Genomic DNA, 12,362 nt, shown 5'->3' with positions numbered 1-12,362 from the left:
ATAAGATATGCAAAAAATAAAATTTCAACTTTGATTATTCAGTAATTTGGATCAAGCCTAAGTCAAGTAACATGATACATAGTAGACTCAAGAGCTTGTATATTTTTTGCTCATTGAGAAATCTTTTTAATTCTGAGCCTGTTTTAAACTCCAAGTCATGTGTATTTTCAATAAAACCAGAAGCAACGAAGCTTTCAATACATGGATAGCTTATCAATAGCATACCTTGCCTTGTAAAACCCTCATTTTCCCGAGAATTGCTTAAAGTTTTAATCAAATTAGTAATAAGCTCGGAGTCTTTGTTGGAATCCGCATCCCTGTCAAATATATAAAAAATAGCTGATCGATCTACAGGGAAATCATAATCTTCAATTAATTTTTCAAACATGTTATTTAGAAAATCATTACTATCGTCTATAAATGAAATGGCAGATTCTTCAGTATTTATTACAAATACAGAAGATTCAATTCCTTCTTTACTGTTAGACTTTTTATACTTCAACATACGATTTAAACTTTCATATTGATAATCAAATATTTGAGTAAATAACTTGTGAATCAAATAAAACTCCGTTTTTAATCCCTCAACAATCAATAACACTTTCCCAATATTTTTCTCTTTATTTATTTTTATTGTTGTCATCTTTATAGTGTGGCACTCCCCCAAATACTCCGCTTGTATACATTTTCTCTAAATTCTGCGCAACTCTAGGTTGTTCAGAAGAAAATCTTTTAATTGTACTACCCTGAATACCATTAAAATCCACTGCATAAATTTGATCAGGTCGTAATAGGGAATTGGAAAGTAAATTGGTTGAATGAGATACTAAGAAAAGCTGTGAATTCAATGAATTTTCCATAAAGTACTTAACGAGCAGTTCCTCCAAAAAATTATGAAGACCGCTACTAAATTCATCAATAATTAGCATTCCCCCATGTTTAACAACATGAAAAAAAGCAGGTAACAATCTTAATAACTTTTGATTGCCCAAAGACTCTAAAGGAAAGGGGATAGGCTCCCCCACACCTTCACGTTTGAAAAAGATATTTTTTTCGAGGGATGATTCAATTCTTTGATTAAAGTTAAAATGCTCAAAAAAACGATTAATCTCTGTCTCTCCCTGATTTTCTAAATAATCTTCTAACTTAAGAGAATAGTTGCCTGGAGAAAATAAATATTCCTTGTAACCGTCTAAATATATAGAATGCATCAAAAAATCAAACCATTTTTTTAGCGTGTTATGATTCCTAAATTTGGTATTAAAATATATTTCCCTTAAAAGTAGTGATTCTCCTTCAATATCAGTATATAAATTATTGTCTGTTATTTCTGATTCGCCGTTGCTCCCGATCCTGTTTAAAACAGTGTGATTGTTGATGATCAATTTTTCTATAAACATTTTTTTATTTACATCGTATTCAATAAAATACGTAATTAGATCTTCTGTAATTTGAAACTCATAAGTTAAACGAAAAGAATTCAATTCTGAGAATAAACATTTTTGCAAGGCTAAATTTATTTTTTTTTCTGCAAACAACAGCTCTAATAGTAGCCTTAAAGCACGAATTGCATTAGTTTTTCCAGATGCATTAGCACCAACAAATAGAATACCTTTAAGATTGTCATCAAAAACATTGGAATCTGACAGCACTTTATATCCCGTCGCTATAACGTCTACAACCGTCTCTTCTTTAAATGACCATAAATTCTTTATTATCACTTTTCTTAGCATATGGATCACCATTCCTTCTCCATATATTCTATGTTAATATCGTAAAAATTATACACTATTCAATATTCATAATGTAATTTTTTTGCGAAGAAAGCAGGAACCTATCATAAGGTTCCTGCTTTCTTCGCAAAATATTCGGTGATCAGATCGAGGAACACCTTGGGGAACGCCAAGGTGTCCATATCGGCCTCGCTGATCCAGCGGTACCCGGCAGGCGGTGCCGTGCCCTTCTCCTGCTCCGCCAGCGCAATCAGCGCACCCGGCTTCGCACCATCCATGCTGTAGTCTGCCCGCTGCTCGGCAGCCAGCGACTGTCTGCCCGCCTCCCCGGCAGGGCTGGCGGCCTCTTCACACTGGAACACACGCAGGTTCCAGTGAATGTGACTGAACGTGTGCTCCGCCTCACGTACGAACCGCACCGGACGGGCAAGCACGCCCTCCGCCAGCAAATGAGCCGCCAGGTGATCCATGGCTGGCTCATCCGGCACCGGGCCGTTATAGCCCTCCGGCCCGACAAGCACGTGCGGCAGCTCCCACATGCGGGCCAACAGGCCCTTGGCAGGGCGCTGACGCACGAGCAGGCGGCCTGCATTCGCGCCGCTGCCCTCGATGAGGGCGACGGAACGCGGCTCCAGCCGCGGCGGCTTCGCCTTCGTCTTGACCGGCAGCGTCTCCTCCCGTCCTGCCAATCGGCCCGAGCAATGCTCCATAACCGGGCAGATCAGGCACTGGGGCGACTTCGGCGTGCAGACCAGCGCCCCCAGCTCCATCAGTGCCTGATTGAAGTCGGAGGCTCTCCCTTCGGGGATCAGCTCCCTTACCAGACTTTCCATATGCGCCCGCGTGCTGCCCTTCATAATATCCTCTTCAATCAGAAAATAGCGCGACAGCACCCGCATCACATTACCGTCCACAGCAGGCTCCGGCCGATTGAAGGCGATGCTCATAATCGCTCCCGTCGTATACGGGCCTACGCCTTTCAGAGCGGCGACAGCTTGCGTATCATCCGGCACCTCTCCGCCGTGAAGCTCAACCACTTGTTTCGCCGCCGTTTGCAAATTCCGGGCCCGTGAATAATATCCTAGCCCTTCCCACAGCTTAAGCACATCCTCCTCAGGCGCTTCTGCCAGCGCCTCAATCGTCGGAAAGCGTGCAATAAAGCGATTAAAATACGGAATCACCGTATCGACACGCGTCTGCTGAAGCATAATTTCCGAGATCCAGATGTAAAAAGGATTCCGGTGGCGGCGCCACGGTAAATCCCGCTTGCTTCGTGTATACCAATTTAGCAGCTCGAAGCTGAAATAGCGTTTTTGTTCCAATGTATGGGTAGTCATCACATCACGTCTCCTTATATTCAACAATCACAAAAGCAGAGGCAATGTTGGGTTGATGTGTAATACTCAGGTGAATACTGTAATCCGAGCCGCCCGCACCCGGTAGCCCCAGTCTGTCCCACGCAGGGGCAGACAAATAAACCGCTGGCTTGCCCCCAGGCTCTGGTAAAATATCCATATCGCCGAACCCGATGATCTGCCCGATTCCGCAGCCGAAGGCTTTCGTTATCGCTTCCTTCGCGGCAAAGCGCCCTGCTACAAACTCCGCCAGCCTGCCCTTTCGCTCCACAGCAAGGTCGCGTTCAGCCGGGGTCAACACCCGATTTAAAAAAGCGTCTGCATGCTTGCCTGCCAATATGTCAGCCATCCGGCTTATTTCCAGCACATCATGTCCGATTCCGTAGATCATTTGGGTATTCCCCGTCCTTTTATACTTTACTGCCCCTATTGTAACAGCGTGTCCACATCATGGCGAGTCACAAAGCCGTAAAAGCAGCACCAAAATATGTTAAAATAAGAGAGGCTATTTGCGAATATTGATTTAGCTTATATGCCCATTTAAAATTCCCGTAGAGAGGAAGGATAGGATGTCAGAATCACTTGTTATTGAAGCAGGTACGGAAGCAGGAACAAATGCGGTAATCCGGGCTTCCTGGTTTCCCGCCAAAAATACAGCCAAAAGCTTGCTCGTCATCGCTCATGGCTATAAGGGCTTCAAGGATTGGGGCATGTTCCCCTATGTAGCAGAAGCCTTGAGCATAGACAACCATGTCGTAACCTTCAACTTTTCACATAACGGTATAGGTGAGGATCTAATGAATTTTACCGAGCTGGAAAAGTTCGCACGCAACACCTACAGCCGGGAACAAGAGGATTTGGATGTACTGCTGACAAATCTGAGAGCACGCCACGAGTTCAGAGAACTGCCGTTGTTTCTGTTAGGACACAGCCGAGGTGCGGGAAGCTGCTTCATATATGCGTTGGATCATCCGGGTGAGGTTTCAGGCGTAATTTCATGGAATGGCGTGACTGACCTGGACCTGTTCACCTTGCCGCAAAAAGAAGAAATGCGGACCAAGGGGCGCAGCTACGTATCAAACGCCAGAACCGGGCAGCAACTTCCCCTGGATCTTGTTATTTTGGAAGATCTGGAGCAAAATCGCCAGCGCTTTGCCATCGTGGACCGGCTTAAAGACAGTCAACTGCCTGCCGTACTCATTCAAGGTACCGATGATTCCAAACGCCTGCGCGAAGGCTCTGCCCTGCTTACCTCAGTTCGTCCTGATATTGAATGGGTACAAATTCAAGGGGGCAATCATACTTTCAATACCGTTCATCCGTTCCAAGGAAGTAGCCTTCCGCTGGATCAGGCGATTATCGAAACCCGTCGCTTCATTGAATGGATCACCAATTAAGCTATAGCCTGCTGTCAAGACAAACGGCGATCCGCCGGGCGGATCGCCGCATTATTATTTTACAATGCCATAGTTGTTCACTGCTTAAATGCCTGGAATGCTTGTCCGCTTATGCGCTGTGCGTGTGAAGAAGCTTTCCAGCTTTTCACGTGCCGCCGGATCAATTTCCTTGCCTTCCAGATAGTCGCTGTTCGCTTCGTAAGAGATACCCAGTTCTTTTTCATCCGTCTGGCCTTCCCACAATCCCGCTGTAGGAGCTTTGTCCAAAATGGCTTGCGGCACTCCCAGGTAGCTCGCCAGCAAACGCACCTGACGTTTGTTCAGCGTGCTGAGCGGCGTAATATCAACGGCACCATCGCCCCATTTGGTATAAAAGCCTGTGATGGCTTCCGAGGCATGATCCGTGCCCACAACGAGCAGATTCAGCTCATTCGCAAGCGCGTATTGAACCACCATACGTGTTCTCGCCTTCACATTCCCTCTCACTTGCGGAGTAATGGAACGCTCAAGACCGATATCCTTCAACGAATGCTCTACTTCCACGGCAACCTTGTCCACCGCTTCCTGAATGTTCGTTTCCCCGGCATATTTCAGGTTGAATGCTTTGGCTACTGCGTAGCTGTGCTCGATATCTTCCTGCTTGCCATACGGCTGAAATACTCCAAGCGTCTTGTACTCTTCGCCCTGCTCCTGCGTCAGCTCATCCGTAGCCTGTTTGCACAAGGCAGCCGCTACGGCACTGTCGATCCCGCCGCTGATGGCGATCAGCAGACCCTTGCTTCCGGTTTTCGTGACATACGTCTTGAGGAAATCCACACGCTTACGGACCTCAGCCTCTACGTTAATGGTAGGTTGTACTCCCAATTCAGCAATAATCTGTTCCTGCAAACTCATCAGATAAGCACCTCTTTTTTAGGAATTTCCTTCACAAGCCAACATGCAAAAGCCCCGGCAAGTTTCGCAAGCGAAAAATGCGGGGCCTAGCTTGAGCAGTTTTACCGGCAAAAACGGTCAAATGCACTGGTCAAATCGGCAGCGATTTGATCTGCCGAACGATCCTCCACCTGATGGCGCTCGATGAAGTGAACCAGTTCGCCGTCTTTCAACAACGCGATTGAAGGAGAAGATGGCGGATATGGTGCGAAAAATTCGCGTGCCTTCGCCGTTGCTTCCTTATCCTGACCAGCAAAAACCGTATACAGGTGATCCGGTGTAATATCATGCTTCAGCGCTTCGGCTACACCCGGACGACATTGACCTGCGGCACAACCGCACACCGAGTTCACAACGACCAGCACTGTACCTTTGGCATCAGGCAGCTTGGCCTCCACATCTTCCGGAGTACGCAGCTCCTGAATCCCGAGATTCGTCAGTTCATCGCGCATCGGCTGAACAGAATCCTTCATATATTGATCAAAAGACATCGACATATTCGTTCACTCCTTTTCGAAAAATCATGTATATTACGTTGCTTCATTTCAGTCTCTGCCGTGTTAAAGACATGGACATCTAATCTTTATTATACAATCTTTTTCACGCAATTTGCAAAAATCCGGATATATATTTGTACAATTATTTCTATATGGAATTCATGGAAGGTGATTCAGAATGCTCCCTGTGAGTTGGAATGGTTCTGCGCAATCGAACTCTAAACCGCGTTCCCATTCCCTCCACCGAATCTACGGCAATCGTACCGTGATGACGCTCTACAATACTTTGGCATAAGGCCAGGCCCAGACCTGTACCTTTCGTTTTGGTCGTGTAAAAAGGCTGGAACAGCTTTTCAAGCTGATTTTGCGGAATACCGGGACCCGTATCCTTCACTTCCAGCTCCACAAAATCGCCCTCTTCATGCGTTGAAATCGTCAGCACACCTTTATCCCCCATAGCCTCCATCGCATTACGCGACAGATTGAGCAGCAATTGCTTCATTTCCTTAGAGTTCAAATGCAGCATTGCGACATGATCCTCCAGCTTCAGCTCGATCGTCTGTCCTCTCAGATTGGCATCTGCCCACAGCAGAGGAGTGAGTTCACGGATAATATCATGCAGATGGCATTGTTCCTTCTCGACAATTCGGTTCTGAGCAAGTGACAGAAAATCGTTAATAATTCCATTCGCCCGGTCCAGCTCCTCCATCACAATACGGTAGTAGTGACCGAGGGAGTCGGGACTCTTTTCGCGCATAAGCTGTAAAAATCCTCGCACAACCGCCATCGGATTGCGTATTTCATGAGTAATGCCCGCTGCCATCTGTCCGACCAGACTAAGCCTCTCGAAATTGCCCAACTCGCTGCGCAGTGTCTCCAGCTCTGTAATGTCCTGCAAGGCGATAATGACACCTGTCGTTTTGCTTACATGTTTATCACGAATGGGAAGGAAGCTTGAGAAAAACACTTTGGGATGCACATTTATAAAATCAGCACCCGCTTCTCCTTCAAGAGCCCTCGCAACCCGCTCATTGACCACTGGTACAGTGTTAAAACCCAACAACGATGTCAAAGTACGACCCACCACCTCAGGGAGCGTAATAAACGGATCGACGTCCCGATAGAGTTCCAGCATCGTTTTGTTCATATGTATAACCCGTTCTTCGCTGTCCAGAGTGACTAGGGCTAACGGCATCAGATCCATAACTTGACGCAGCTTATCGGCTTCAATTAAATATTTGCTCGTAAACTCGGTCACATCCCGCCGCAACGTCAGCTTCTCGAAGGCATTTTGCATCAGACTGACGACCAAAAAGCTTGCCAGCACACCTGCTGCAATGTTCCAAAGCGTCGTAAGGAGATCAGGAACATATACCCAAATATCCTGTTTGCCCCACAATAGCGGGAATAACGCCTTAAGCAGCATATCAGCCGCAACATAGGCAGAAATAAGAAGCTTTTTGTCCAACATTGTTCCTCTTTGAAAGAACTTAACATGCAGCAGCATAAACGGAAAAAGAATAAAACCCGTCCCCACATACATTGGCGACATTGCCGTAAACTGGGCTATAATCAGAACACTGACCAGCGCAGAAGCGGCAAGAATAAATGCGGTGCGCCGTCTGCCGTACATGATGCCAACAGCGAGAGGGATAACCCCCAGATTGGAAGGTAGGCCATAAGGAGACTGATATTGAAAGAGCGAACATAGTAATATGGCTGGCAAGCAACACCAATAAAGGATCCCTTGATTAGATCCAGAAAGCAGATTGCCACCCCAAACCTTTTTCTTATCCCCATAATCCGTTAATATAGAGAAAAAACCCGCCGACATCACGGCAAGGAGAACTTGAAGCACACTTTCCTTCAACGCAATTAACAAGGACTTCTCCCCCTCATCATCTTTCCTTGACGCCGTTAGTTGAATTAAAGCACAGGCTACAATATATTACAATATATGTGTTAAAATCCTGGTATAGAACGACAAAATCTGCGAAACACCAAAAGATATGAAGATGACGTTTTTACGTATTTTCAGGAAAAATCGAGATGATGACTTCTACTGTCCATATATGGACTGAGATATTTTTGTTCATCTATATATTGCACTCTAGAGCAAATGCAATCGAATACCCAAGATTGTGATAAGGTATATCTTTATACAGAAATACAGCGATAATATATATCTAAGGTAACGGTATTACGATATGATGAAAATCCTGTTACCCTATTTTGAGTTTCCGAAAAATTTTTCAGTAAAAAGGAAGAGGTTCATGACATACGACGTTATTGTGATCGGAGGCGGCTCAGCTGGATTAATGGCCGCTGCGGCAGCCAGCGGTGAGGGCGCCAAGGTGCTTTTACTCGAAAAAGGAAATAAACTCGGACGAAAGCTGGGTATTTCCGGTGGAGGGCGCTGCAACGTCACGAATGCAAAAGAGCTGGACGAGCTGATCCGGCACATCCCCGGCAATGGCCGTTTTCTGCACAGTGCGCTGGCGGCTTTTGGCAACCGGGATATCATCGCCTTTTTTGAACAACTGGGCATAGCCTTAAAGGAAGAAGACAACGGGCGTATGTTTCCGGTGACGGATAAGGCCAAAACGGTTGTCGATGCTTTGGTCAACAAGGTTCGCTCTCAAGGAGTGGACATTCGGACAGGATGTCCCGTACAGGAGGTTATTTACAAAGAAGGGCATACTGCCGGGGTAAGATTGCGTTCCGGGGAAACCCTTCGCAGCCGCAACGTTATTGTAGCGGTGGGCGGCAAGTCCGTCCCGCATACAGGCTCGGAAGGTGACGGCTACGCATGGGCCGAGCAAGCAGGACATACGATCACCGAGCTGTATCCAACGGAGGTTCCGTTGACGTCAGGTGAGACGTTTATCCAGACGAAGGAGCTACAAGGTCTATCCTTGCGCGACATCAGCCTGACCGTGTGGAATGCGAAGCAAAAGAAGGTCGTCACCCACAAGGGGGACATGATTTTTACACACTTTGGCCTGTCGGGTCCCTCCGCCTTGCGATGCAGTCAGTTTGTCGTAAAAGGGATGAAAAAGGACAAGACCAGCACGGTACTGCTGACTCTGGATTTGCAGCCTCATAAGCATACTGATGAAGTCTACCGCGAAACATTGGAGCTGGCGGCAGCCGATGCCAAAAAAGCGATTAAAAATGTGCTCAAGCCTTATTTGCCGGAACGCCTGATTCCGCTGCTGCTCCAGCAAACCGAGCTGCGTGAGGAATTGACGTATGATCATATTCCGAAGCAGCAATGGCAGGAGCTAGCCCATCGAATCAAGGCATTTCCGATCCGGGTGAACGGTACGCTCTCTCTGAAAGAGGCGTTCGTTACCGGGGGCGGTGTGAATTTGAAGGAAATCAATCCGAAAACGATGGAGTCCAAGCTAATGCCGGGATTGTTCTTCTGCGGCGAGATTTTGGATATTCACGGATACACGGGCGGCTATAATATTACGGCGGCATTTACGACGGGGCATACGGCGGGAACACAGGCGGCTGTAAGCGATCAAGACGCTACGCGTAGGCTTTGATCTTACGATCGCTGTTGCCACGGGATTCTCTTGATTATATAACATATTTAAGGGTTAGAATCCCGTGGCAAAGGCGAACGCTTCGCTTCTCTAGATTCAAATCCTCCGCTACGCTACAAACCACCATTACATCCGCATTCTATGGGGGAAAATAGGGTGACAACGAAAAAGACTTAAATCAGTCGCATTGCTGATTTAAGTCTTTTTTTTGATTAAAGGCGTAATGAACAAAATCCACGCCAGTTTCTTAAATCTCAATAATGATAGGTAAAATCATGGGTCTTCTCTTGGTCTGACTGTAAATAAATCGGCCAACATTATCCTTTAACATCTGTTTAATTAGACTCCACTGGCTCATCTCGGTTTCCGTTAACTGGTTCACTGTGGACATGATCGTCTCGCGGATTTGATTCATGAGGACTTCGGAATCCTTAACAAACACAAAACCCCTTGAAATTACCTCTGGCATTGCGAGCATATGCTTCTCGTCTTTACTCAAAGTCGTAACAATAATCAGCATGCCGTCTGAGGAAAGTTTTTTCCGGTCTCGTAGCACAATATTACCCACATCACCTGTCATCAGCCCGTCCACTAGACTGTTGCCAGATGGTACTTTGGGTCCCAGGGATGCCCTTCCTTCTTCGATCTGAATGGTATCACCGTTATGAACGATAAACACATTTTCATTCGGAATCCCTACAGATTCCGCTAACAGACGATGCTGATACAGCATCCGGAATTCACCATGCACGGGAATCAAATACTGAGGTTTCATCAGGGTCAACATTAATTTCAGCTCTTCCTGGCTGCCATGACCGGATACATGCATCCCTGTTGAGCTACCTGATCCATAAATGACTTGGGCACCCAGCACGTATAGGTTGTCAATCACTTGGGCAAGATTCCGCTCATTTCCCGGTATGGCTCCTGCGGCAATAATTACGGTATCCCCGGGCAAAATTTCAATTTTTCGATGCATCGAATTGGCTAGCCGGGACAGTGCAGCCATCGGCTCGCCCTGACTCCCGGTACATAAAACTGCGATTTTTTCTGCAGGAAATTTCTCTGTTTCCTCCGCCTCAATCAACAGATCTTCGGGCATGCTCAAAAAACCTAGCTCCTTAGCCACGGATACAACATTTATCATGCTCCGGCCGAGCAATACCAGCTTACGACCTGTTTCTACAGCGGCGTCAATGACTTGCTGAACACGGTTAACATTGGAAGCGAACGTGGAGATAAATACTTGTTGTTTTGCCCTAGCGAACGCATCCAGAATATGCCCGCCAACCAAACGTTCTGAAGGAGTAAATCCCGGTCTTTCAGCATTGGTACTTTCGGAAAGAAGCACTTTAACTCCCCGTTTCCCAATTTCAGCCATTCGATGAAGATCCGGATAAGGACCACTTACGGGCGACATATCAAATTTGAAATCCCCGGTATGAACCACATTTCCTTCCGGTGTCTGAAAAAAGATACCCAAGCAATCAGGAATGCTGTGAACGGTGGTGAAAAAAGATGCCTGGATCGTACCAGCATGGACGGTTGAATTGGCATCTATAATGTGAAATTCAGCATTATGTAGAATGCCATGTTCTTTTACCTTAATTTTTATCAATTCTATGGTGAGCTTGGTCCCATATACGGGAATATTGATCTGCTTCAGCAAATAAGGAATTCCTCCAATGTGGTCCTCATGCCCATGAGTCACGATTAGCGCTTTGACTTTATCTTGATTTTCCAGTAAATAGGTGAAGTCTGGCACGATCAGGTCAATGCCAGGCAAATTTTCGTCGGGAAACTTGGACCCACAGTCTATAACAACGATATCCTGATTGTATTGGATAAAATACATGTTTTTCCCGATTTCCTTAACACCGCCTAGAGCAGCAATGAGTAATTTATGATCAGCAAGGATCAAGTTATTCCCTCCTTAGAAAAACGCTATTTTATATTATTAAAATTCAACGCGAAACTTATACAAATGCTTTATTGAGACGTTGTGAAGATTGCGGTATGGGGGAGCAAGGAAATAAAATAAAGAAGCCTGGAGAAGAAACTGCCGCTTTGCAGTTTATCTCCAGACCTTTACCCTTCCGAGGAAAACTCAGGGGTAGCCGAGCGGTGCAAGTACAGGCCATGGTTAGCGCAGCTTCCCCCGAAGAAGATGGCACGAGGAAAGTAATAATATTATGCGCAACCAACACTCTCAAGGTTTGCTGGTGCCTTTTACATTAGAAACAGCCATCTGATCAGTCATTATGCTCATTCATGTGAAGTCAGATATGGACGCTGCCAGAAAAACCGTCTACATCGTCTTCGGGTTGATGATCGGAGCTGACGTTATGCTCCTTTGTTGTATTGCTGTTCGTTTGGGAGGAACCGTTCTTATACGCTTCGCTCCAATCTTCGTTGATGATGTGCGCGGGAATAATCCAATCCTCCGAACGATAGCCCGGATTTGGCACCCACACACTTCCTTGCAAACCAGGAATGTCACCCGAATCAGAAGTGAGATTTCCAGCTTCAATCATGCTGCCCTCATAGGCTTGGCAAATCTCCAGTGCAGACAGTACATCCTGATTCTCAATATGAACGCTCAAACCTGTGTCACCGTTTGTGCTGGCGGTGTACCCAATTTCTTTTAATGTTTCACAGGCTCGGGCGGCCTGCTGTGGATCACGAAATTGAAAATGGAAAGAACCCGTCTCCATGTGCTTCATCTCCTCTGTTGTATCTTATTTTGGGTCCAAAATATATATTATTTTTTAATATAACCATCTGGGACGAAATTTTTACATTCAAAACCTTTATTTTTCAAAAATTTACTTAAAAGCTTTGAAATTAAATAGTTAAAAAAGCAGCTACTGTGACAAATCGCATGTTTTCCCTA

The 12,362-nt window shown here is 45.9% G+C and carries 11 protein-coding genes; 2 read left to right on the top strand and 9 right to left on the bottom strand.

What is annotated here, in order from left to right:
- Positions 1–34: 34 nt before the first annotated feature.
- From HPL003_RS27025 to acpS, 4 genes are all read right to left on the bottom strand, one after another.
- Positions 35–643 carry a hypothetical protein gene (locus HPL003_RS27025; RefSeq protein WP_014279770.1) on the bottom strand — a complete coding sequence of 203 codons (609 nt, stop codon included), beginning with the start codon at positions 641–643 and terminating at the stop codon, positions 35–37.
- Entirely contained in the window at positions 621–1,733 is a 1,113-nt protein-coding gene (locus HPL003_RS11275) for an AAA family ATPase (RefSeq protein ID WP_014279769.1), read from the bottom strand. The genes HPL003_RS27025 and HPL003_RS11275 overlap by 23 nt, the downstream gene beginning before the upstream one ends.
- A gap of 104 nt (positions 1,734–1,837) precedes the next feature.
- Complete coding sequence (gene mutY, locus HPL003_RS11270) at positions 1,838–3,070, bottom strand: A/G-specific adenine glycosylase (protein ID WP_014279768.1); 1,233 nt, start codon at positions 3,068–3,070, stop codon at positions 1,838–1,840.
- Positions 3,071–3,074: 4 nt separating this feature from the next.
- Complete coding sequence (gene acpS / locus HPL003_RS11265) at positions 3,075–3,479, bottom strand: holo-ACP synthase (protein WP_014279767.1); 405 nt, start codon at positions 3,477–3,479, stop codon at positions 3,075–3,077.
- A 178-nt stretch (positions 3,480–3,657) separates the two neighbouring features.
- On the opposite strand from acpS, the gene HPL003_RS11260 reads away from it, so the two are divergent.
- The gene (locus HPL003_RS11260) at positions 3,658–4,485 is read left to right on the top strand and encodes an alpha/beta hydrolase family protein (protein WP_014279766.1); all 828 of its coding nucleotides are present in this window, start codon (positions 3,658–3,660) and stop codon (positions 4,483–4,485) included.
- Positions 4,486–4,569: 84 nt separating this feature from the next.
- On the opposite strand, the gene nadE is transcribed toward HPL003_RS11260, so the two are convergent.
- The 3 genes from nadE to HPL003_RS11245 all read right to left on the bottom strand — a co-directional run bounded on the left by nadE (position 4,570) and on the right by HPL003_RS11245 (position 7,797).
- Positions 4,570–5,379: an ammonia-dependent NAD(+) synthetase gene (nadE, locus tag HPL003_RS11255; RefSeq protein ID WP_014279765.1), complete on the bottom strand. Its 810-nt coding sequence runs from the start codon at positions 5,377–5,379 to the stop codon at positions 4,570–4,572.
- A gap of 101 nt (positions 5,380–5,480) precedes the next feature.
- Entirely contained in the window at positions 5,481–5,915 is a 435-nt protein-coding gene (locus tag HPL003_RS11250) for a BrxA/BrxB family bacilliredoxin (RefSeq protein WP_014279764.1), read from the bottom strand.
- A gap of 148 nt (positions 5,916–6,063) precedes the next feature.
- Complete coding sequence (locus tag HPL003_RS11245; protein WP_014279763.1) at positions 6,064–7,797, bottom strand: two-component system sensor histidine kinase NtrB; 1,734 nt, start codon at positions 7,795–7,797, stop codon at positions 6,064–6,066.
- A 391-nt stretch (positions 7,798–8,188) separates the two neighbouring features.
- Between HPL003_RS11245 and HPL003_RS11240 the strand changes: the two genes are divergently transcribed.
- Positions 8,189–9,469: a BaiN/RdsA family NAD(P)/FAD-dependent oxidoreductase gene (locus tag HPL003_RS11240; RefSeq protein ID WP_014279762.1), complete on the top strand. Its 1,281-nt coding sequence runs from the start codon at positions 8,189–8,191 to the stop codon at positions 9,467–9,469.
- A 247-nt stretch (positions 9,470–9,716) separates the two neighbouring features.
- Here the strand turns inward: HPL003_RS11240 and HPL003_RS11235 are convergent, their stop codons facing one another.
- Together HPL003_RS11235 and HPL003_RS11225 are read right to left on the bottom strand one after the other, a co-directional pair.
- A complete protein-coding gene (locus HPL003_RS11235) occupies positions 9,717–11,387 on the bottom strand; it encodes a ribonuclease J (protein ID WP_081473785.1) in 1,671 nt (556 codons plus the stop codon).
- Positions 11,388–11,748: 361 nt separating this feature from the next.
- Positions 11,749–12,183 (bottom strand): hypothetical protein, encoded by a 435-nt coding sequence (locus HPL003_RS11225; RefSeq protein ID WP_014279759.1) that lies wholly within the window; start codon positions 12,181–12,183, stop codon positions 11,749–11,751.
- Positions 12,184–12,362 lie beyond the last annotated feature (179 nt).

Origin of the sequence: Paenibacillus terrae HPL-003 (assembly GCF_000235585.1) — a bacterium.
Classification (GTDB): Bacteria; Bacillota; Bacilli; order Paenibacillales; family Paenibacillaceae; genus Paenibacillus; species Paenibacillus terrae_B.
The sequence above is the reverse complement of the archived record's forward strand: the minus strand, read 5'-3'. Positions and strand labels throughout refer to the sequence as shown.